This is a genomic window from Sphingomonas sp. P4_G2 (genome assembly GCF_056401155.1).
The window spans coordinates 449,320-470,343 of record NZ_JBFUJY010000001.1; the positions used below are offsets into that span (position 1 = coordinate 449,320).

At 65.1% G+C, this 21,024-nt stretch carries 19 protein-coding genes; 12 read left to right on the forward strand and 7 right to left on the reverse strand.

Features of this window, described 5'->3' with window-relative positions:
* Window positions 1-6: 6 nt before the first annotated feature.
* Window positions 7-561: a F0F1 ATP synthase subunit delta gene (locus AC1DRD_RS01975; RefSeq protein ID WP_478039928.1), complete on the reverse strand. Its 555-nt coding sequence runs from the start codon at window positions 559-561 to the stop codon at window positions 7-9.
* Window positions 562-993: 432 nt separating this feature from the next.
* Here AC1DRD_RS01975 and AC1DRD_RS01980 point away from each other — a divergent pair, with 432 nt between their 5' ends.
* The 7 genes from AC1DRD_RS01980 to AC1DRD_RS02010 all read left to right on the forward strand — a co-directional run bounded on the left by AC1DRD_RS01980 (window position 994) and on the right by AC1DRD_RS02010 (window position 5,969).
* Complete coding sequence (locus AC1DRD_RS01980; RefSeq protein ID WP_478039930.1) at window positions 994-1,842, forward strand: hypothetical protein; 849 nt, start codon at window positions 994-996, stop codon at window positions 1,840-1,842.
* Window positions 1,842-2,660, forward strand: coding sequence for an alpha/beta hydrolase (locus AC1DRD_RS01985; protein WP_478039932.1), 819 nt, complete (start codon window positions 1,842-1,844; stop codon window positions 2,658-2,660). Before AC1DRD_RS01980 ends, AC1DRD_RS01985 begins: the two co-directional genes overlap by 1 nt.
* Window positions 2,661-2,700: 40 nt before the next feature.
* Entirely contained in the window at window positions 2,701-3,396 is a 696-nt protein-coding gene (locus tag AC1DRD_RS01990) for a M24 family metallopeptidase (RefSeq protein ID WP_478039934.1), read from the forward strand.
* Between the two features lie 41 nt (window positions 3,397-3,437).
* The gene (locus AC1DRD_RS01995; protein ID WP_478039936.1) at window positions 3,438-3,866 is read left to right on the forward strand and encodes a hypothetical protein; all 429 of its coding nucleotides are present in this window, start codon (window positions 3,438-3,440) and stop codon (window positions 3,864-3,866) included.
* Entirely contained in the window at window positions 3,859-4,398 is a 540-nt protein-coding gene (locus AC1DRD_RS02000) for a GNAT family N-acetyltransferase (protein ID WP_478039938.1), read from the forward strand. Before AC1DRD_RS01995 ends, AC1DRD_RS02000 begins: the two co-directional genes overlap by 8 nt.
* A 66-nt stretch (window positions 4,399-4,464) precedes the next feature.
* Window positions 4,465-5,502 carry a bifunctional DNA-binding transcriptional regulator/O6-methylguanine-DNA methyltransferase Ada gene (gene ada, locus AC1DRD_RS02005; RefSeq protein WP_478039940.1) on the forward strand — a complete coding sequence of 346 codons (1,038 nt, stop codon included), beginning with the start codon at window positions 4,465-4,467 and terminating at the stop codon, window positions 5,500-5,502.
* Window positions 5,502-5,969: a DUF1203 domain-containing protein gene (locus AC1DRD_RS02010; protein ID WP_478039942.1), complete on the forward strand. Its 468-nt coding sequence runs from the start codon at window positions 5,502-5,504 to the stop codon at window positions 5,967-5,969. Before ada ends, AC1DRD_RS02010 begins: the two co-directional genes overlap by 1 nt.
* 187 nt (window positions 5,970-6,156) lie before the next feature.
* Here the strand turns inward: AC1DRD_RS02010 and AC1DRD_RS02015 are convergent, their stop codons facing one another.
* Window positions 6,157-7,722, reverse strand: a complete 1,566-nt coding sequence (locus tag AC1DRD_RS02015) for an alpha/beta hydrolase (RefSeq protein ID WP_478039944.1) — start codon at window positions 7,720-7,722, stop codon at window positions 6,157-6,159.
* A gap of 134 nt (window positions 7,723-7,856) precedes the next feature.
* Between AC1DRD_RS02015 and AC1DRD_RS02020 the strand changes: the two genes are divergently transcribed.
* Window positions 7,857-8,747 (forward strand): lysostaphin resistance A-like protein, encoded by an 891-nt coding sequence (locus AC1DRD_RS02020; RefSeq protein ID WP_478039946.1) that lies wholly within the window; start codon window positions 7,857-7,859, stop codon window positions 8,745-8,747.
* On the opposite strand, the gene AC1DRD_RS02025 is transcribed toward AC1DRD_RS02020, so the two are convergent.
* The 3 genes from AC1DRD_RS02025 to AC1DRD_RS02035 form a co-directional block, all read right to left on the reverse strand.
* The gene (locus AC1DRD_RS02025; RefSeq protein WP_478039948.1) at window positions 8,723-10,255 is read right to left on the reverse strand and encodes a S1C family serine protease; all 1,533 of its coding nucleotides are present in this window, start codon (window positions 10,253-10,255) and stop codon (window positions 8,723-8,725) included. The genes AC1DRD_RS02020 and AC1DRD_RS02025 overlap by 25 nt on opposite strands.
* Before the next feature lie 87 nt (window positions 10,256-10,342).
* A complete protein-coding gene (locus tag AC1DRD_RS02030; RefSeq protein WP_478039950.1) occupies window positions 10,343-11,872 on the reverse strand; it encodes a tetratricopeptide repeat protein in 1,530 nt (509 codons plus the stop codon).
* Between the two features lie 68 nt (window positions 11,873-11,940).
* Complete coding sequence (locus tag AC1DRD_RS02035; RefSeq protein WP_478039951.1) at window positions 11,941-14,109, reverse strand: primosomal protein N'; 2,169 nt, start codon at window positions 14,107-14,109, stop codon at window positions 11,941-11,943.
* Window positions 14,110-14,309: 200 nt separating this feature from the next.
* On the opposite strand from AC1DRD_RS02035, the gene AC1DRD_RS02040 reads away from it, so the two are divergent.
* From AC1DRD_RS02040 to AC1DRD_RS02055, 4 genes are read left to right on the forward strand one after another with little or no spacing between them, the layout of a single operon-like run.
* Window positions 14,310-16,949 (forward strand): TonB-dependent receptor, encoded by a 2,640-nt coding sequence (locus AC1DRD_RS02040; protein WP_478039953.1) that lies wholly within the window; start codon window positions 14,310-14,312, stop codon window positions 16,947-16,949.
* On the forward strand, window positions 16,949-17,731 hold the full coding sequence (locus AC1DRD_RS02045) for a hypothetical protein (RefSeq protein WP_478039955.1): 783 nt from the start codon (window positions 16,949-16,951) through the stop codon (window positions 17,729-17,731). Before AC1DRD_RS02040 ends, AC1DRD_RS02045 begins: the two co-directional genes overlap by 1 nt.
* A gap of 19 nt (window positions 17,732-17,750) precedes the next feature.
* The gene (locus AC1DRD_RS02050; RefSeq protein ID WP_478039956.1) at window positions 17,751-18,194 is read left to right on the forward strand and encodes a hypothetical protein; all 444 of its coding nucleotides are present in this window, start codon (window positions 17,751-17,753) and stop codon (window positions 18,192-18,194) included.
* Window positions 18,191-19,075: a tyrosine recombinase XerC gene (locus AC1DRD_RS02055; RefSeq protein WP_478039958.1), complete on the forward strand. Its 885-nt coding sequence runs from the start codon at window positions 18,191-18,193 to the stop codon at window positions 19,073-19,075. The genes AC1DRD_RS02050 and AC1DRD_RS02055 overlap by 4 nt, the downstream gene beginning before the upstream one ends.
* A 183-nt stretch (window positions 19,076-19,258) precedes the next feature.
* Here AC1DRD_RS02055 and AC1DRD_RS02060 read toward each other — a convergent pair whose 3' ends face one another.
* Together AC1DRD_RS02060 and gshB are read right to left on the reverse strand one after the other, a co-directional pair.
* Window positions 19,259-19,858: a DedA family protein gene (locus AC1DRD_RS02060; protein ID WP_478039960.1), complete on the reverse strand. Its 600-nt coding sequence runs from the start codon at window positions 19,856-19,858 to the stop codon at window positions 19,259-19,261.
* 114 nt (window positions 19,859-19,972) lie between these two features.
* Window positions 19,973-20,929, reverse strand: a complete 957-nt coding sequence (gene gshB, locus AC1DRD_RS02065) for a glutathione synthase (protein ID WP_478039962.1) — start codon at window positions 20,927-20,929, stop codon at window positions 19,973-19,975.
* Window positions 20,930-21,024 lie beyond the last annotated feature (95 nt).

The following is a 21,024-nucleotide window of genomic DNA, read 5'->3' on the forward strand; positions in this document are numbered from 1 at the left end:
AAACCTTCAGCCTTTCATCGCGTGCGCGAGGGTATTGAGACGGGTACGGATCGAGGAATCGATCATCTGCGATCCGATACGAACGACCAGGCCGCCGAGCAGCGACTGGTCGACATTCAATTCAACGGCGACCTCGCGGCCGACGCGCTGGCGGAGCTGCTGCTTGAGCTCGCTCACCTGTGCCGCGCTCAGCGGATGCGCGGACGTCACTTCGGCCGTGGTCTCGCCGCGATAGCGCGACGCCAGGCCGCGAAACGCGCGGATGATCGCCGGCAGCTGGCCGAGCCGCCGGTTGTGCGCGAGCACGCCCAGGAACCTGGTGGTCGTCGCGTCGAGCTTCATCACGCCGGCCGCGGCGGCGACCGCCTTGGCGGCGTCGAGTCGGCCGATCAGCGGGCTGGTGGTCAGCGTCTTGAAGTCGGCCGATTCGGCCAGCGCCTGGCGGATCGTCGCCAGGCTCGCTTCGACCGTGTCGATCGACTTCGATTCGCGGGCGAGCTCGAACAGCGCGGTTGCGTACCGTCCACCTAAGCTCGCTTGAATACCGCCGGATTGCTCCACGCGATGATGGTCCTTTTCAAAAGGGTATGTGGCCCCATACGAAAAGAGGGCAGCCCTGAGGCGCCCTCTATGGGTTGGCGCGCGGTTAGCATCGGGGGGCTGGGGATGCAACCCGGTGCTTTAGGATGAGGTGCCAATACCCCCTCTCCCGCGTGCGGGAGAGGGAGGGGGTCCGCTGCGTAGCGGTGGGAGGGTGAGGGTCTTCTTGCTACTTCTTTTTGGCACTGGCCGCTTGGAAGAAGAAAGAAGACCCTCACCCAACCTGCACCGGGTGAACAGCGCCCCGCGCTGTTCAGGTCATGCCGGGGGCATGACCGACCCGGTGCACCCGCTTGCGGGAGAGGGCTAGGAGGCACGAGAGGGCGAATTTCGCCTATCCGTGCTTGACCGATGCAGCGAGGAAGTGTGCAAAAGTGCATATAGGGGTGCCAAATGGACGTCGAACTCGCCGAAGAACGCGTGCTGATCCTCGCCGACCGGTTCAACATGGACCATGCCGAGGGGCGCGCCTGGACCAAGCGGACCGATGCGTTCGGGACGATGGCGAAGATCACCGGATTCCTGTCGCGTCCTAAGGACGACGAGTATGAAGTGATCTATCGCGAGCGCCGGTTGCAGCCCTTCTTCCGCATCGGCTGCACCGCGACGATGACCTATGAGCGGCGCAAGGACTATCGCGTCGCGGTCGACGCCAACGTCACCAAGGTCGAGATCGACGGCAAGACGCATGAGGTCACCTCGGGCGCCTATACGCTGACCGGCACCGAAACCTGTCACGACGAGATCCACCGCGAAGTCTATTACGACGCGATCAGCGGCAGCCCGGACCCGAGCACCGCGCAATACGTCCAGCACGAAGCCAAGATCATCGACGCCGCGGGCCTTGCCAAAGCGGCGGCCGATGGCGCGGTGGTGGTGCCGCCGACCGCCAAGGCGTCGATGCTGGTGCGCGACGTGCTGGCGAGCTCGATCGAGCGGATCGAGGCCGACAAGGTGCTTGAGGAGAAGCTCTCGCTCCATCACATCGACCTCTATTATCGGCCGGTCTACGCCTTCCGCTATCGCTGGCAGGGCAAGGAAGCGGTGGTCGAGTTCGACGGGGTGACCGGCGACACGCGGACCGGCGGCAGTACGTTCGAGCAGTTCCTTGGGCACAAGATCGACGCCGAATTCCTGATCAATGCGGGGGTCGAAGCGGCGGGCATCTTCATCCCCGGCGCGCGGCTGGCCGAGATCGTCATCTCGAAGAGCATGAAGGCGCAGAAGGACAAGAAGAAATAGTGCGCCGCGGGTTGCGCCGGGCCGCGATCCGGCTGCTGACCGCGGCTGCACTGATCTATATCGCCATCGTCGGGCTGCTTTACACATTCCAGCGGCGGCTGATCTATCCCGGTTGGTATTTCGGGACCGCGGCAGTCAATCCCGATCAGAGCGACTATCGCGACGTCACCATCACGACTTCTGACGGTTTGCGCGGGCGGCTGCTCTATCATCCGCCGCAGCCTGGCAAGCCGGTGATCCTGTTCTTCCACGGCAACGGCGATTCGGTGCTGGGCAGCGCGGTTGCGATGCGCTCGCTGGTGGCCGCGGGCTATGGCGCGGTGCTGCCCGAATTCCGCGGCTTCAACGGTGCGCCCGGCATTCCTGACGAGCAAGGACTTTATCGCGACGCGCGCGCGTCGCGCTCGTGGATGACGGCGAACGGGATCGCCGCCGACCGCATCGTCATCATCGGCTATTCGCTCGGCACCGGCGTCGCCGCGCAGATGGCGATCGAGCAAAAGCCCCGCGCGCTGATCCTGGTCGCTCCTTATGCCAGCATCGCCCATGTCGCCGCGGCCCGCTTCTGGTGGCTTCCCGCCAATTTGTTGGTCAGCGAGCGGTTCGACACGGCGGCCAAGATCGGCCGCATCGCCTGCCCGACCTTGCTGATCCACGGTGCGGCCGACACGACCATTCCTCCGGAGAACAGCGCCTTGCTCAAGATGCTGCGCCCAGCTGCCGATCGCGCGGTCGTTCCGGGCGTCGGACACGAAGTGGTGTTCACGCCGGCGGCACAGGCACTGATCGCCCGTTGGCTCGACGCGCATAGGCTCTGATCGCTGGCCCAGCGTGGTGCGACCGCCTATTGGACACGCGATGACTCACGCCACGCTCTCGCCCGCCGCGCGCCATGCCGAGCTTCACGCCGCCCAGGACATCGCGCTGACATTGCTCGATCGGATCGAAGCGCTGGGATTGATCGCGCCGGGCCGGACCGAGCGCGAGGTCGAGCAGGACATCTATGCCCTGGCGCGCGACGAATTCGGGGTCGAGAAGCATTGGCACAAGCGCATCGTCCATGCCGGGGTCAACGGCCTCGCTACCGCGCGCGAGAATCCGCCGGTGCTGACGATCGCCGAGGACGATCTGGTGTTCCTCGATCTCGGCCCGGTGTTCGACGATTGGGAAGCCGATGTCGGCCGCTCCTATGTCGTCGGCAACGATCCCGACAAGATCCGCCTGGTTGCCGACCTCCCGGTCCAGTTCGACAAGGTCAAAGCGCAGTTCGACGCGCATCCCGATATCACCGGTGCCGAGCTCTACGCCTTCGCGTGCGACAGCGCGGCGGCGGCGGGCTGGCGGTTCGGCGGCGTCATCGCCGGGCATGTCGTCGGCGAATTCCCGCACGCGCATCTGCCCGGCGACAAGGATTTCTACCGGATCAATCCGGAGAACACGACGCGGCTGCGCGACCCGGACCCCAATGGTAACGAACGCTTCTGGATTCTCGAAATCCACCTGGTCGATCCCGCCGGGCGCTATGGCGGTTTCTACGAGCGGCTGATGTCCTGATCCGGCTTGTCCGCGATACTGCCGCTGCCTAAGGCGGGCCAATGAAAGGCACCACGCTCCGCAGCCTGCGCCAATGGCACCACCTTATCGGTGTGTCCCTCGCCCCTGCGATCCTGTTCTTCGCGTTTAGCGGGTTGATCCAGGTGCTGGGGTGGCAGGACCAGCGCAATCCGCCGCCGGCCGCCTGGGTCTCGGCGATCGCCGGAATCCACAAGAAACAGGCGTTGCCCAAGCCGCGCCCGGCCGAACCAGCGCGCAAACCGGCGGGAGCGGCGCGGCCCGGCAGCGGCGGTCACGATGCGGACGCTTTCACACCGCTCAAGATCTTCGCGCTGCTGACCGCAATCGGTTTGTTCGTCACGACGCTGATCGGCCTGACCATCGCCTTGGGCACGCGCAATATGCGTCGCAAGTCACTCATTGCATTGGCACTCGGCATCGTCGTGCCGGTCGTTCTCTTGATTGCGTGACCAGGTGCTCGACCGCCAGCCACACTTGATCGGCGAGCTGATCGAGCTTCGCCCCGCTGCTCCCGACGATTTCGACGCGCTGTTCGCGGTCGCCACCGACCCGCTGGTCTGGGAAGTCCATCCGGCGCACGATCGCTGGCAGGAGCCGGTGTTCCGCCGCTTCTTTGCCGACGGCCTCGCCTCGGGCGGGATGCTGGTCGCGATCGACCGCGCGAGCGGGGCGGTGATTGGCAGCTCGCGCTACGATTTTGGCCGCGCCGAGCCGGATGAAGTGGAGATCGGCTGGACCTTCCTCGCGCGGTCGCATTGGGGCGGGCGCTATAATGGCGAGATGAAGCGGTTGATGCTCGATCATGCCTTTGCCGGCGTGTCGCGGGCGATGTTCATGATCGGCGAGACCAATGTCCGCTCGCGCCGCGCGGTCGAAAAGATCGGCGGCAAGCTGACCGATCGGCGCCATCATGCCGAGATGGCGGGCAAGCCCGTGACGCACGTGATCTACACGATCGATCGGCCCGCCAAGGCGGCGTAATCCCGTTGCCGCTTTGGCCGCAAACGCCGGGATGTGGGGAAGTGCGCGGGCGCCTACATAGGCTGCATGACGACCGAAACCCCCATCGATATCGACGCCGCCTGGGCGGCCTTCGAGGCTCGCGACCGCGCGCATGACGGACGCTTCGTCGTCGCGGTCAAGACGACCGGCATCTATTGCAAGCCGAGCTGCCCGGCGCGGCATCCGAGACGCGAGAATGTCGAGTTCCATCGCGATGCCGCCGGCGCGCGGGCTGCTGGGTTCCGCGCCTGCCTGCGCTGCAAGCCCGATGAGGTTGGCCGTGATCGCATCGCGGTGGCCAACGCTATTGCGCTGCTAGAAGCGGCGGAGGAGGCGATCCCGCTCGAGGAGTTGGCGGCGGAGGTCGGCTATGCGCCGCACCATTTCCACCGCTTGTTCAAGCGCGCCACCGGGGTGACGCCGGCCGCTTATCTCCGCGGTCTGCGCGCCACCCGCGTTGCCCAGGCACTCAAGGAAGAAAGCTCGGTCACCAATGCGATCTACGAGGCTGGATATTCAGCCCCCAGTCGCTTCTACGAAGGCGGCGCCAAGCGGCTGGGCATGACCCCGAGCGCCTGGCGGCAGGGCGGGGCAGGGGTGACGATCCGCTGGACGATCGCCGATACCAGCCTGGGCAAGTTGCTGATCGCCGCTACCGACAAGGGATTGTGCCGCGTTTCGTTCGACGAGGATGCGCTCGACCTCGCCAAGCATTTTCCCAAGGCCGAGATCGTCCCTGGAGGCGCCGCGCTCGGCGACCTTGCCGCGCGCGTCGTCGCCAAGGTCGAATCGCCTGATCGCGACCAGAATCTGCCGATCGACGTCCAGGGCACCGCCTTTCAAGAGGCAGTATGGCAAGCGCTTCGCGACATCCCCGCGGGGGAGACGCGGTCCTATGCCGAGCTCGCCGCCATCGCGGGCAACCCCAAGGCAGTGCGTGCCGTCGGCAGCGCGTGCGGCGCCAATCATGTCGCGGTCGTCATCCCTTGCCACCGCGCGCTGCGCAGCGACGGCTCGATGGGCGGCTATGCCTATGGCGTCGACCGTAAGACCGTTCTGCTCGATCGCGAAGGAGTGAAGTAATGGCGTATGTCATCCGCGGGCTCGATCCCACCCCGTTCAAGCCGCTCTATGGACTGAGCGACGGCGAACTCGCCGCCTTCGGTGCGGTGCGCCGCCGCGCCGATGAGAAGCCTGGCTTTCCGTGTCGCGTGACGCTCGAGGATGCCGAGTTGGGCGAGAATCTGATCCTCATCAACTACCAGCATTTGCCGGTCGATAGCCCCTATCGTGCGAGCTACGCGATCTTCGTCCGCGAAGGCGCCGAGCGGGCGGCGGAATATCGCGATGCAGTGCCCGAGCAACTCTCCTGCCGCCTGCTCGCGCTGCGCGCGTTCGATGCCGATGGGATGATGCTCAAGGGCGATGTGATGGACGGCGGCGAGCTGGCCGAGGCGATCGGGCCGTGGCTGGAGGATCCGAATGTCGCCTATCTCCAGGCGTACAACGCCCGCGCAGGGTGCTTCGCGGCGCGGATCGACCGGGCTTAAGCGACGTCTTTGAACTCCCCTCCCTGCTTGCAGGGAGGGGCAGGGGGTGGGTGCGCGCGTCTGCGCGCTCACAAAAACTCGTCGGCGACCCGGAAAAGCAGCGTCGGACGGGGCATCGAGCCCCGCCCAACGCTCAACCCACCCCTTAATCCCCTCCCTTGCAGGGAGGGGAAAGCCCTAGTGAAGCTTAAGGCGCCGGGCGCTTCATCCCCGGCCGCGCCACGGCATACATCGCCCAGGCATTGTCCTTCATCAGCGCCATCTTGTCGTCGCCGCGGACATAGAGGTCGAAGTGCGTCTTGTCGGGCAGATAGGTGAAGCTCGCCTTGATCCGCGCCTTGGCCATCGCTGCCTCGAGCAGATGCGCCGGACCATCGAGATAGAAGGTGTCGGCAGTGCCCACAGCCAGGTGGATCTTGCCGTCGAGGTCGGGGCGCAGCACCGCGGCGTCGCGCGTGACGATATTGGCGATGTCGTAATTGTCGCGCCAATAAGCGATCACGGCGGGATCGACCTTGCCGGTCGCACGATCGAACACCGGCGCCGGCCGGCCATCGGCGCCGCGCGGGCTGAACACCCATTCGAACGAGGCGATCTGGCCGCCATAGGGGCCGAGCACTGCCTCGGCGCGGGCGAATTGCTCCATCGTCGCGATCAATTTGCCGTGATCGCGGACCAATGGAATCGGCTGGCCCTTGGCATCGCGGTAGAAATTCGCGCCCGGTGCGTAGAGGTCGATATTCGTGAAATTGTGGAAGTCGCTTGGGTCGGGTGAGGTCGGCCAGCTGCCGCCGAACAGTTTTGGATAGCGAACCTGGAGCCAGAGCGTCGACCAGCCGCCCGAACTATGCCCGGTCAGGAAGCGCCCGCTCGGCCTGGCGTCCATCGCATATTGGCGCTCGAGCGCGGGGATCAGTTCCTCGGTCAGCGCCTTGCCCCAGGGACCGTTATTGACCGAATCGGCGAATTCGTTGGTTCCGGTTGCGCCGCTATGATCGAGGAACACCCAGATCATCGGCGGCAGCGAATGATCGGCCATCATCGCCGAAATGCGCGCGCCCTGCATCCGCTCGGACGCGAGCGTCCCGCCGAAGCCGCTGTCCGAATAGACGGTGGGGAATTTGGTCTTGCCATCATAGCCGGGCGGCAGCGCGACCCAGCCGCGGATCGATGTTGGTGTCCCACGAAAAATGGTCAGCGCGTTGCTTTGGAACTCGACCGGCTTGAGCTGGGCAAGTGCGGCTTCGACTGGCGGCCGCTCCTTGGGCGACAGGCGCGCGAGCATCGCCGTCGGATCATCGGCCGGAATCATCGTGTCGAGCGCGATCGTCGGCAGCTTGCCGGGCAGCGTCACCTCGACGACCTTCGACACCAGGTCGCCGGCATCGCGGCCGCCATAATTGTAATTGTGGTTGCGATCGAGCACCGCCTGGACGCGATAGGTGCCGGGCGGCAGGCTCGACAGCGGCGCGGGAAAGGCATCGGCCTCGCCATCGATCTGCGCGATCGTCTTGGGGCCGAGGTCGCTCACCTCGCGCGCGGCGATCGACGCGCCGGTGGGCTCGAACGGCGAGAAATCGACCGCGGCCGCTGGCTTGACGTCGGGCTTGGCCTTTTCGGCGAAGACGATCAGTCGCCCCGAGAAATGATCGCCCAGCGCGGGCGCCACGGTCACCGGGATAACCACCGGGGAGGCGGGCGTGTCCGCTGCGCCGATCAACGCCAGGCAGGCCAGCAGGCCAAGTCGCTTCATCGCTCTTTTCCCCAATGTCGTCGCGACCGCCCGGCCTTGTCATCCGACGCCAGCCGATTCCCTTTCATTCCCGGATATCCGAATTGCTTGCGCAAGACACCTGTTGATCTAGGCTCGCGCCGGACGGAGGTGGCATGGACGAAGACGATCAATCGACGCCGACGCTCAGGATCCTGCGCCACCCGGCGATGCTGCTCGTTCTCGCGGTCTTGACGGCGTTTTGCGCAATCATCGTGACCGGCGAGATCGGAAAGGTGATCGGCGGGACCGTGAGCGGTCCGGCGGGTATGCTTGCCGCTGCCGTCACCGTCGCAGTGCTGTTCATCGCCGTCTATGCCGCCTTTCGCTACTGGGTGGAGGGGCAACCGGTGCGCGAGTTTGCGATGCCGGGCGCGGCGTCCGAATTGGGGGCGGGGTTTCTGACCGGCCTGATCCTCTTTTCGATCATCGTCGGTGTGATTGCCGTGTTTGGCGGATATCGCGTGATCGGTACGCATCCCTGGAGCGTGCTCGTCCCGGCGCTGGCGATCGCGATCCTGTCGGGTGTGACCGAGGAAATCATGTTCCGCGGCTGGTTCTTTCGACTGGTCGAGCGCTGGCTCGGAAGCTGGGCAGCGCTGGTCCTGTCGGCGGTCCTATTCGGCGCCCTGCATCTGCATAATCCGAATGCGACGCTGCTCGCGGGAATCGCGATCATGTTCGAAGCCGGAATCATGCTGGCGGCGATCTACATGATCACTCGCAGGCTGTGGGCAGTGATCGGCCTCCATGCGGCGTGGAACCTGGCTCAGGGCGGTCTGTATGGCATCCCGGTTTCCGGGGAAAATATGGATGGCGTGCTGCGGCCCGATATTCGCGGCTCCTACCTGTTGACCGGCGGTGCGTTCGGCGCCGAAGCGTCGCTTCCCGCGATCGTCGTCGCGACCGCCTTCGGACTCGTGCTGCTCTATGTCGCGTGGCGGCGCGGTCGGTTCATGACCCCGCTTTGGGTCCGTCGCCGTCAGGGCGTGGTCGAACAGGCGTAAACCAATTTCTCGCTATAGGTCGTCGGCAAGGCGGCGCGGATCGACTGCTGTTGCACCATCAGATTGTTGCGCGCGCCGGCATCGGCGCTGCATTGCTTGAGCGGGCTCTGCGCGCGCACCTTACGCGCGGCGTCCATCTGCACCGCGCTCAGGAAATAGCGATAGGCGGTGTAGGTCCGCGTCTCGGGGTCGAATTGCAGTACCGATACGGTCTGCTCGTCGTTCGGCACCAGCACGCGGGTCCATTTGCCGTTGTCATCGGCATATTGCGTCTTGCCGTTCAAGCACCCGTCCTGCCCCCAATCGAGATTGACGTCGGCGGTGGCCGACACCGTCACGCGGCTGCGGTCGGGCTGGAACTTGCATGCCATCTTGCCCAGCGAGCTCGCGCCCGCCGCCGACGGAGTCGGCGTCGCGACGGGTACCGCAAAGCCCGGGGGCAGCATCGGCTCCTCGCTCGGCCGCAACAGGAAGACGATGACCGCCGCGACGATCAGCACGCCGCCGGCCGATCCCGCCCAGATCGCCTCGCGCTGGCGTCCGCGCGAATAGAGCAGACCGCCGCCGCCGACGGACAACGCGCCGAGTACGAGCAGCAAGGCCGAGATCGCCATGACGTTCTCGCTGGCGCGCTGGGCATTGAGCCGCGCCGCTTCGACCGCCTGTTGGCGGCTGGCCTGGTCGCGCGCGGCGGAATCACGCCGCGACGCATCGGCCGCCTCGCGCGCCGCGGAGTCCGCCGCCTCATCGGCGCTCAGCCGCGCTTCGAGGCTCATGCAGGGAATGTCGACCGTGTTGAACGCCTGCCGGTGCTCGCGCAGGAAGCCGGCAAGTTCGCTCTCGGCGATCGCGAAAGCGAAACTGGCATCGCCTTCCTCCCCGCGGGTGATCGCCGAATTGACTCCCATCACGCGTCCGCAGCGGTCGAGCAGTGGCCCGCCCGAATTGCCACGCGAGATGCTCGCGCTGTGGAGCAGGACGTTGATGCCTTCGATATTGCGGCTGGCCGACAAGGATCCTTCGGAGCGCACCGGCGCCAGCGGCTTGATGTAATCCGCCGCCGATTGCGCGGTCGCCAGGTCGACATTGCCCGGATAGCCGAGCGAGACGAGGCCCATGCTGTCGTCGGGCGCGCCGGTGTACAGCGTCGCCACCGGCAGCGCGGCGCCGGTGATTTCAATCAGCGCCAGGTCGCGCTTGGCATCGATCGCGACGACGCGGCCCTGGTACGATTTGGATCCCTCAGAGGGCACCACACCGATGACGACATTGTCGGGATATTTCTGTGCGAGCTCGACGACATGCGCGTTGGTGACGATCCGATTGGGTCCGACCGCGAAGCCCGAACCATGGCCGAATCCAACCACTTCCTGATCGACGATCGCGATCGTCACGACGCGGACGACGCTACGCGAGGCCGCCGCGATGTCGTCGGCCATGGCGAGCGACGGAGCTGCAACCCAGCCAAAGGCCGTCAGAATTACCAGCAGACGAAGCAAACGAACCATAGGCCTGCCCTTCCACGAAACGCGCCGCGCTTCAATGCGCGATCGGCGGTTTGTTTTCCGGCGCTTCCGGCGATCTGTTCTCGTTCGCTAGCTCTGCGACGCCTCGCTCTTGTCGCTTTTGCTAGACTCCAGCGCTTTCAGCGCTTCGTCGATCTTGCCCGCGTCGATCGCCGTCACCGCGTCGAGCGCGGTGTTGACCGAGCCGGCGCGATGCGGGCTATAGGCCACCGGCAGCAGCGCCAGCCGGGCGCGCTCCTTCTCCCCGCGATGCAGCAGGATGATCGCCGCGTTCATCCGCAGCTCATAGGCATAAGGGGCGTCGGTATAGGCCGACAGCAGCCCGTCCTCGGCATTGCTGGTCGGCTTGGCGTGCGCCTGGAAGAAGCTCTGGTAATAGAGGGTCAGCGGCTCGGGATTATCGGGGTCGAGATGATTGGCTTCGATATAGCCGTGCCGTGCGGTGCGCCAATGCGATGGGTCGCGATCTTCGGTCTTGGCCAACTCGGCGCACATCACCATGCTCTTGTAGATCAGCGCGTGGATCGACTTGGGATCGGCGGCCAGCGCGCGCTCGACCGCCGCCTTGGCCGTCGGCAAATCTCCTGCGTCGAATGCGGCTTCGGCCAGCTCGTTCTGCGCGCCGGCGTCATTGGGGAATGGGGCCGCCAACTTGCTTGCCAGCGCGGCGACCTCGTCCGCGCTGGACGCGTCGACACCGCGGGTCGAGCGCAGGCGTGCCGGCATCACCGCTGCCTCGCCGGGGGAAAGGACGCGCAGCTTGATCTCGCCGATCGGCAGCGAACTCGCCTTCAGCGTAGCGACGGTGATCCTCGACCGCATGATATAGGCGGTCATATCGCTATCGAGTTTCTTCAAATCGCCGAACGCACCGGTCGCTTCCTCGACCTTCTTGCCGGCATTGATCGCGTCCATATACTTCGCCAGCTGTCCTTTGCGAGACTCGTCGAAGCTCAGATAATGCAGCAACAGCCAGCCGCGGCCGTAGAGCGCCTCGGTCTGATCCTCGCGCAGCTTGCCGGGGTCGAGCTGCAACATGCGACCCGCCGGCAATGCCGAACTGTCCCCCAGCGACCAGACGCGATAGACCGGAGGCTGGCCGATGGTCACACCGCCATCCTTGTTGAAGGACGCGGTCGCGTTGAATTCCGCAAAACCCTCCACGAACCATTCGGGAAAGACCGTGTTCGGCCAGTTCAGGAACATGAAATGATGGGCATATTCGTGCAGCAGAATGGCTTGGGCGCTGAGATCGAACACCGATCCGCTGGGCGCGTCGCGCGGAACGAAAGCCACCGGGCCGCCTATTCGCGTCTCGTAGAAGCCGGCGACATTGCTCATGCCCTTGCCGGCTAGGCGGCGAACGTCGCCGATGCTCCCCACCATATAGACTCGGACGCGGTCGGCGTCGGCCAACTTTTCGTCGGGGACGCCGCGCATCACCCGCATCGCTTTATCGAATTTCTCCAGTCGTTCGGTGAACGCCCTGATCCGCTCCGGTTTGTCGTCGGCATAGACGATGAAATGCGTGGAACTCGCTTCCTGCCACACGGCGTGCGCGGTGAATGGCCATGCCGACACGACAAGCACAGCTGACATCAACAACTTGCGTACCATCCCATCCCCCGGAGAACGCGTGACTTTGCCGCGGAGGCTAGGAGCCTGCATCAGACAAAGCTATATGGATCAACGTCCACAATGACGCGAACCTTGGACGGCCAGTCGAGCCCGCCGAGCCAGGCGCGGATCACATCCTGGACGTCGAGTCCGCGCCGCGCATGGATCAGCAGGCGATAGCGATGGCGGCCGCGCAGCATCGCCAGCGGGGCCGGGGCGGGGCCATAGACCTCCATCCCGTCGACCCGCGGGGCGGTTCGGCCCACCAGCTTGGCGACGTCATAGGCGGCAGACTGATCTTCCGAACTGACCACGATCGCGGCGTAGCGACCGAACGGCGGGGCGCCGGCCTCGCGCCGCGCCTCGGTCTCGGCCGCGGTGAACGCGTCGGCGTCGCCCGACACCAACGCTTCCATCACCGGCGCCTTGGGGTCGTGGGTCTGGATGAAGACATGGCCGGGCTTCTCGCCCCGCCCGGCGCGCCCCGCCACCTGCATGATCTGTTGGAAGGTGCGTTCCGCCGCGCGTAAATCGCCGCCGCCCAGGCCGAGATCGGCGTCGATCACCCCGACCAGGGTCAGATTGGGGAAGTGATAGCCCTTGGTGACGAGCTGGGTCCCGATGACGATGTCGATCTCGTGCGCTTCCATCCGGTTGACGAATTCGGCGGCCTTGGCCGGGGACCAGATCGTGTCGCTGGTGACGATGGCGGTACGCGCTTCGGGCCACAACGCCGCCACTTCATCGGCGATGCGTTCCACGCCTGGCCCGCAGGCGACCAGCGAATCCTCTTCCTTGCATTCAGGGCATGCGCGCGGCGTCGGCATGACATGGCCGCAATGATGGCAGCTCAGCCGCCGGACCAGCCGGTGCTCGACCATCCAGGCAGTGCAATTGGGGCATTGGAAGCGATGCCCGCAGGCGCGGCACAAAGTCAGCGGAGCATAACCTCTGCGATTCAGGAACATCAGCGCCTGCTCGCCGCGCGCCAGGGTCTCGTCGATCGCATTGACCAATTTGGGCGCGATCCAGCGGCCGCGCTCTGGCGGGTCCAGCAACAAGTCGATCGCCTCGATATCGGGCATTTCCGCGGCGCCATAGCGGCCGGGCAGCTTCACTTCGGCATAATTGCCGATCTCGACCTGCTGGCGCGTCTCGATCGCCGGGGTGGCAGTGGCGAGCACGACCGGAATGTCCTCGAACTTGCCGCGCATCACCGCGACATCGCGCGCATGGTAATGCACGCCCTCTTCCTGCTTGAAGCTGGTCTCGTGCGCCTCGTCGACAACGATCAGGCCGAGATTGGAATAAGGCAGGAACAATGCCGAGCGCGCGCCGACCGTGACCAGCGCCTGGCCGGTAGCGATTGCGCGCCAGGCGCGCCGCCGTTGCGACTGGCGCAGCCCCGAATGCCACGCCACCGGCTCGCACCCGAAGCGCGCGGTGAAGCGCTGCAGGAACGGTTCGGTCAACGCGATCTCGGGGAGCAACACCAGGGTCTGGCGCCCGGCGCGGATCGCGGAGGCGATCGCCTCGAAATAGACCTCGGTCTTGCCCGATCCGGTCACCCCGTCGAGCAAAGTCGGCTTGAAGGCATGCGCGGCGACGTCGGCGGTCAGCGCGTCGGCGGCGCGCTGCTGCTCTTCGGACAGAACCGGGACGTCGTGGCCGGGATTGGGGAGCGGAAAGGGGCTGTCGATATCGACCTCAACCGCCTCGATCGCGCCGACCTTGACCAGGCCTCGAATCACGCCGTCGGATACGTCGGCGATCGTCGCCAGCTCGCGGACGAGACCCTGGCGGTCGCCGATCCGCTCCAATGCCTGGGCGCGTTGCGGCGTCAGCCGGTCGGGGACATGCCCGGTCGGGCGATATTCGGTAACGGTCCGCGCGCCTTCGAGCGCGGAGGAGGAGGGCAGCGCCATCCGCGCCACCGAGACCGGGGAAGCGAGATAATAATCCGCCGTCCACTCGATCAGCCGCCGCATCGCATCGGTCAGCGGCGGTACCGGCAGCACGTCGATCAGGTTGCGTAACCGATTGTCGCCGACCTCGGCGTCCGACGGCATCCGCTCGGGCTCCCACACCACGCCGAGCAGCTGGCGCGGACCCAAAGGCGCGACCACCAGCGACCCCGGCTCGACCGTCATGCCATGCGGCACGCGATAATCGAGCGGACCCAGAGCGGAGTTCATGACGAGGACGCGAGCGCGGGACATTGCCGCTCATATGGCGATTCCGTCGGCCCGGGGAAACCTCATGCTCGGCTCGCGACGGCCGCATGTATTTCCGGCAGGTTGCCGCGATGCGGCGATTTCATCGCTTTGTCATCGTGGAGTCCCCGATCCGACGCCGGAATGACCTGCGTCTGACCCGAATCAGCGCCATCGGCCACGAGACTCGATCCATTTTGGGGGAAATGCTCGTGAAGCCGATCCTGCTCGCCGCTACCACTGTCATCGCGATAGGAACCGCCACTGCCGCGCATGCGCAATCGGCTCCGGACGACACGCCGGCGTCACCGGGGTCGGGGTCGGAAACCGCATCCGCCGGGACGCCAAATGATATCGTCGTCACCGGCCAGCGCGCGCAACAGATCCGTTCGATCGAGGCCAAGCGCAATGCGATCGGCGTGGTCGACGTCTCGGCGGCCGACGAGATCGGTCGCTTGCCCGATCGCAACGTCGCCGAAGTGGTCGAGCATCTCGCCGGTGTCGGCGTTACCTACGACCAGGGCGAAGGGCGCTATGTCGCGATCCGCGGCGTGCCGTCGAACCTCAACCACTATACGCTGAACGGCCTCGAGGTCGGCAATCCTGACGGCACCACGCGCTCGCTTCCGCTCGACATCCTGTCGGGCCAGTTGCTCAATCGGGTCGAGGTCGCCAAGGTCAAGACCGCCGATATGGACGGGCAGGGGATTGGCGGCACGATCAACCTGGTTCCGCAGACCGCGTTCGACTTCAAGAAGGCGTTCAACGTCGTCGGCAGCTTCAAGGGCGGGTATCAGACGCTCAACAAGAAGGTACCGATTGCCGGCGATCTCTCGGTCGCCGGCCGGTTCGGCGCCGATGGGCAGTTCGGCCTCGCGCTCGGGATCAGCTATTCGGATCGCGACTTCAATTCCGAGGGCTTCTATCCCGACAATTGGAAGCCCAATTCGGCGCTCAACGGCAAGAATTTCGCCCGCGGCGGGGTGCCCGACAATATCAAATATACCGAATATTCGCTCGACCGCCGTCGCATCGGTGCGACCGGATCGTTCGACTGGCGGCCCAGCGAGCATCAGAGCTTCTACATCCGCGGCGTCTATTCCAAGTTCACCGAGAATGAGATCCGTCCGCGCTACCGTCTCGATTTCGCCACTGCCGCGCTGGTCAACAGTCCGGCCTTTACGCTGAACCCCGACGGCGAAACCGGCACGGTCACCGGATCGGGTGCCGAGCGGCGCGAGGATTTACGGCTCGACTATAAGGCGAAATGGCTGTTCACCACCATGGCCGGCGGGGCCAGCGAGTTCGGCCGGCTCAAGCTCGATTACGTCGCGGCCTATTCGAAGAACGAGACGCTGGACCAGTTCCCGATCTGGCAGTTTCGCTGCAATCCCGGCACGGTCAATTTCGATTTTTCGGACAAGGTTTACACTGCGGCGCCTGTGACCGAATGCACGGCGAACCAGATGCAATTCCGCCAGTATACTTACTCGCATCAGCTCAACACCGAGAAGATCTGGCAGGGCAAGATCGACGGCACCTGGGACCTGGGCGATCGCGGCTTCGTCAAGTTCGGCGCCAAATATCGCAACAGCGATCGCGATTTCGACCAGAACAACCCGACCTATGTGCGCGCGTCGGCCAGCGCCAACCGCTGGACGCTCGGCCAGTATAATCTCGGCGCGCCGGGAATCTGCGTCTATCCGAACAGCGCCGACACCAACCAATGCTTCCGCAACAGCCCGGTGTTCGACATCGCCGCGCTGAACGCCTTCACCAACCAGCATCTCGGCGACGCATTGATGCCGCTCGATGCCACGACCACGCTGATCAACAACACCGCCGCCGATTTCAGCCTGAGCGAAAAAGTGTGGGGCGGCTATGTCATGGCGAGCCTCAAGTTCGGCGCGATCACCGTGACCCCCGGCTTGCGCTACGAACGCACCGACCTCGATATCCTCGGCTTCCAGCTGCAGAACAACGCGACGGTGATTCCGGCGAGCCGCAGCAGTTCGTACGGCGATTGGCTGCCTTCGCTGATCCTACGGATCGATCCGTCGCCCAAGACGGTGTTTCGCCTGGCCTATACCAAGAGCATCGGCCGCCCCGAATATTCATTGCTGTCGCCCGGCGGCTCGGTCGACACGATCAATCTGCCGCCGTCGATGTCGCTCGGCAACCCCGACCTGAAGCCGTATGTCGCGCACAATTTCGATGCGACCGGCGAATGGTATTTCGCCAAGGGCGGCCTGTTGAGCGTCGGCGTATTCGCCAAGGTCATCAAGAACCCGATCTTCAGCAAGGCGACATTGCTGACCAACTACACGTTCAACGGCGTGACCTATCCGACGTTCGGCGTCAGCCAGCCGTTCAATGCCGACAAAGGCGACATCATCGGCATCGAGGCGCAATATCAGCAGCAACTGACGTTCCTGCCGGGTTTCCTGTCGGGCTTCGGCATCTCGATCAACGGCACACTGACCGACTCGACGCTGACACTCCCGAGCGGCCGCACCTCGAGCTTCCCGAGCCAGTCGAAATATCTCTACGGCGCCGAACTCTTCTATCAGAAGGGGCCGTTCGAGGCGTCGGTGGCGTTCCACAATACCGGCAAATCGCTGATCGCGGTCGGCGACCCGGCGTATAACGACCAATGTAATGACGACCTTCGCCGCCTCGACGCCAAGGCGAGCTTGCAGCTGACAAAATTCGCCCGCCTCTTTTTCGAGGCGCAAAACCTGACCGACGAACCGACCCGCCAATATCAGGGCGGGAATACCGATTGGCTGATCCAGAACGAGCGCTATGGCCGGACCTTCTACGGCGGTGTGTCGGTGAAGTTCTGATGCTGTTGCCGCTTCTCTTCTGGCTGGGCGCGACGAGCGAACTCGTCGCCCAGCCAGTACGCCGCATCGACGCGGTCGAGGCGACCCAGGGCGCCGCCGCCGACCGCGATGCCGTTTATGCCATCTCCAATGCCGATATCGGCAAATACGACCGCGCGACCGGGCGCAAGATCGGCGCGTGGCACGGCGACAGGGCGGTGTTCAAGCATATCAATTCCTGCACCGTGATCGGCCGTGAATTGATGTGCGCAGCCTCCAATTACCCTGGCGTGCCGATGTCGAGCCAGATCCACTGGTTCGATACGCGCACGATGACCCTGTTGCGGTCGAAATCGCTGGGGCATGGTTATGGCTCGCTGACCTGGGTCGTACCTCATAGCGGGCACTATTGGGCATGCTTCGCCAATTACGGCGGCAAGGGCGGCGAGCCCGGACGCGACAGCAGCTTCACCACGTTGGTGCGCTATGACCGGCGATGGCGCGAGACCGGCCACTGGTCGTTCCCGGCAGAGGCGATCGCGCGGATGACGCCCAAGAGCGCGTCGGGCGGTGACTGGGGCGAGGACGGGCTGCTCTACGTATCGGGTCATGACCGCCCCGAACTCTATGCCTTTCGCGTTCCGCCCAACGGTGGCGTGCTCGAACTCGTCGCGACGATCGCGATGCCGACCGGTGGCCAGGCGATTGGCTGGGACCGCCGCGAGCCCCGTTTGATCTGGTCGATCGGTCGCGGCACCGCACAAGTCGTCGGCAGCCGCGTTCCACCTGTTCGCATCCGGTAGGTCGCGCTAGAACTGGGGGGTGACCCCGCAGGAACAACTCGACGGTTTCATCGACAAGTTCACGCCCGATATCGCGATGACGATCCGGCGCGCGGTGGCGATGGTGTCGGCGCGGCTGCCGGGCGCGACGATCCTGGTCTATGACAATTACAACGCGCTCGCGATCGCGTTTGGGGCGAGCGAGAAGCGCCAGTCGATCATCTGCTCGGTCGCTGGCTATCCGCGTTGGGTCAGCCTGTTCCTGTCCAACGGCCCGACATTGCCCGATCCCGAAGCACTGCTGGAAGGCGAGGGCAATACCGTTCGCCACGTCAAGCTGGTCGGCGACCGCATGAACAGCCCGGCGGTCGCCGCGCTGATCGATGCCGCCCTAGCCAGCGTTGCAACGCCGATCGATCCGGCGGGCGAGGGGCGGCTGGTAATCAAATCGGTCTCGGCCAAGCAACGGGCGCGGCGCCCGTGACGGCGCTGCCGTTCGAGTTCGGCCAGCATCTGTCGCGCGACCGGCGGCGCTCGGCGCATACCGTCCGCGCCTACGAGGCGACTGCTGTCCGCCTGGTCCAGTTTCTCGGCGAACATTGGGGCGAGGAGGCGGATCGCGCGGCACTCGGCCGCGTGACGGCGGCCGATTTGCGCGCCTATCTCGCGCGGCGGCGTGGACAGGGCCTGGGCAATTCCTCGGCTGCCCGCGAGCTGTCGGCGGTCAAGACCTTCCTCAAATGGGCGGCGGGGGACGAGGCGTCGCCGCGGATGCGCGGGCCGCGCGTCAAGAAAGGCGTGCCGCGTCCGGTCTCGCCCGCCGATGCAATCGCATTGGCCGAAGAAGTCGCCGAGGACGCCGCCGAACCCTGGATTGCCGCGCGCGATTGGGCGGTGCTGCTGCTGCTTTATGGCGCAGGGCTGCGCATCGGCGAGGCGGTCGGGCTGACCGGCGCGATATTGCCGCTGGGCGAGGCGATGGCGGTCACCGGCAAGCGCGACAAGACGCGGATCGTGCCGTTACTGCCCCAGGTGCGCGAGGCGATCGACACCTATGTCGCGGCGTCGCCTTGGCCGGTGGTGCGCAGCGAGCCCTTGTTTCGAGGGGCGAAGGGCGGGCCGCTATCGGCCGGCGTGGTCAGGAAATCGGTTCAGGCGGCGCGGATCCGTCTCGGACTGGCCGATCGCACCACGCCACATGCGCTGCGGCACAGTTTCGCGACGCATCTGTTGGGGCGCGGTGCCGACCTCCGCCAGCTTCAGGAATTGCTCGGTCATGCCAGCCTGAGCTCGACCCAGATCTACACCGCAGTCGACGCCGCGCATTTGCTCGACGTGTACCGGAACGCGCATCCGCGGGCTTGAGGGAAGCAGTTTTCCCCTCCCTGCAAGGGAGGAGATCAAGGGGTGGGTGTTGCGCCGGGCGAGGCTCGATGCCTCGTCCGGCGCTTTTTGGTGAGCGATGAGTGAGTCTTTATAGGCGCGCAGACGCGCGCACCCACCCCTAGCCCCTCCCTATCAGGGAGGGGAATTTCAGGCGTCGAGAGTCTAAGCCCGCGGCTTCCACGTCACGACCCGCCATGCATACCATGCCGCGATCGCCACGCAGATCACCACCGCCGCCGGCCCGGTCCAGCCTTCGGCTTCGCGGAAATTGGCGCCGAGATACCAGCCCGCCCCGGTCAGAAACGCGTTCCAGATCGTCGTTCCGGCCAATGTCCAGACGATGAACTTCCACCGCGGCATTTTCGAGATGCCGGCCGGCAGCGACACGATCGACCGTCCGAACGGTGCGAAGCGGAGCGCGAACACCAGCCATTGGCCGTGGCGAAAGAAGAAATTGTCGATTCGCTCGACGTCCGACCAACTGACCGTCAGCCAGCGCCCGTTGCGGTCGACGAATGGCTTGAGCTTCTGCAACGGTACGTTGCGGCCGATCCAGTACCAGAAATAATTGCCCATCGTGGAGCCCAGGGTGCCGGCGATCATCACCCCGGCGAAGCTGAGCTTGCCATGCGCGACCGCGATCCCGGCGAAGCCCATGATGACCTCGGACGGGATCGGCGGGATGATGTTCTCCAGCGCCATCCACAGGAAGATCGCCGCATAGCCCCATTGTTCGAGGCCATCGAGGAACCACTCGGTCACTTGTTCCCCTCCCGCTTGCGGGAGGGGCTAGGGGAGGGCGTGTCGGGATAAGTAGATCGGCCGGCGGAGTAGACAGGCCCTCCCCCGACCCCTCCCATGAATGGGAGGGGAGAATTAGCCATTCGCCGCGACCTTCTTCTCGATCGCGTCCCAGATCATTGCCGAGACATCCACACCGTCGAGCCGCTCGATAGCGACGATGCCGGTGGGGGAAGTGACGTTGATCTCGGTCAGCCATTCGCCGCCGATCACGTCGATTCCGACGAACAGCAGCCCGCGCTTCTGGAGCTCGGGACCGAGCGCCGCGCAAATCTCGCGTTCCTTCGCGGTCAATTCGGTCTTCGCCGCCGACCCGCCGACCGCGAGGTTGGAGCGGAATTCGCCTTCGCCCGGAATGCGGTTGATCGCGCCGGCGATCTCGCCATCGACCAACACGATGCGCTTGTCGCCGCTCGCCACGCCGGGCAGGAACGCCTGGAGCATGTGCGGCTCGCGCCAGGTCATGTTGAACACCTCGATCAGCGCCGACAAATTGGTGCCCTCGCGGTCGACCTTGAACACCGCCTTGCCGCCATTGCCATGGATCGGCTTGACGACGATCTCGCCATGTTCGTGGAGGAATTTGCGCGCTTCCTCCAGGCTGCGCGTGACCAAGGTCGGCGGCATGAAGCGCGCGAAATCGAGTACGAACACCTTTTCCGGCGCGTTGCGGACGTTGGCGGGATCGTTGACCACCAGCGTCTTGTCCGCGATCCGCTCGAGCAGGTGGGTCGCGGTGATATAGCCCAGGTCGAACGGGGGATCCTGGCGCATCAGCACGACATCGGCCTCGTCGCCCAAATCCAGGTTCACCGGCTCGCCAAAGCTGAAATGCTTGCCGGCGGCGCGCTCGACGGTGACCGGATGCGCCTTCACCCAGACACGGCCATCGCGATAATTGAGCGCATCGGCGGTGTAATGGAACAGCCGGTGCCCGCGCGCCTGCGCCGTCAGCATCAGCGCAAAGCTCGAATCGCCGGCGATGTTGATCGACTCCATGGGATCCATCTGGACGGCGACATTCAGCGGCATGCGATTCTCTTTCCTTACTCGTCACCCCAGCGAACGCTGGGGTCTCGTCGGGCTTTTACCGCCAGAGATGCCAGCTTTCGCTGGCATGACGGTTG

Excerpts from the sequence above, each read along its gene's own strand:
- AC1DRD_RS01980 (WP_478039930.1), top strand. The coding sequence starts at position 994 with ATGGACGTCGAACTCGCCGAAGAACGCGTGCTGATCCTCGCCGACCGG.
- AC1DRD_RS01990 (WP_478039934.1), top strand. The coding sequence starts at position 2,701 with ATGACTCACGCCACGCTCTCGCCCGCCGCGCGCCATGCCGAGCTTCAC.
- AC1DRD_RS01995 (WP_478039936.1), top strand. The coding sequence starts at position 3,438 with ATGAAAGGCACCACGCTCCGCAGCCTGCGCCAATGGCACCACCTTATC.
- ada (WP_478039940.1), top strand. The coding sequence starts at position 4,465 with ATGACGACCGAAACCCCCATCGATATCGACGCCGCCTGGGCGGCCTTC.
- AC1DRD_RS02010 (WP_478039942.1), top strand. The coding sequence starts at position 5,502 with ATGGCGTATGTCATCCGCGGGCTCGATCCCACCCCGTTCAAGCCGCTC.
- AC1DRD_RS02015 (WP_478039944.1), bottom strand. The coding sequence starts at position 7,722 with ATGAAGCGACTTGGCCTGCTGGCCTGCCTGGCGTTGATCGGCGCAGCG.
- AC1DRD_RS02020 (WP_478039946.1), top strand. The coding sequence starts at position 7,857 with ATGGACGAAGACGATCAATCGACGCCGACGCTCAGGATCCTGCGCCAC.
- AC1DRD_RS02025 (WP_478039948.1), bottom strand. The coding sequence starts at position 10,255 with ATGGTTCGTTTGCTTCGTCTGCTGGTAATTCTGACGGCCTTTGGCTGG.
- AC1DRD_RS02030 (WP_478039950.1), bottom strand. The coding sequence starts at position 11,872 with ATGTCAGCTGTGCTTGTCGTGTCGGCATGGCCATTCACCGCGCACGCC.
- AC1DRD_RS02035 (WP_478039951.1), bottom strand. The coding sequence starts at position 14,109 with ATGTCCCGCGCTCGCGTCCTCGTCATGAACTCCGCTCTGGGTCCGCTC.
- AC1DRD_RS02040 (WP_478039953.1), top strand. The coding sequence starts at position 14,310 with ATGCTCGTGAAGCCGATCCTGCTCGCCGCTACCACTGTCATCGCGATA.
- AC1DRD_RS02045 (WP_478039955.1), top strand. The coding sequence starts at position 16,949 with ATGCTGTTGCCGCTTCTCTTCTGGCTGGGCGCGACGAGCGAACTCGTC.
- gshB (WP_478039962.1), bottom strand. The coding sequence starts at position 20,929 with ATGCCGCTGAATGTCGCCGTCCAGATGGATCCCATGGAGTCGATCAAC.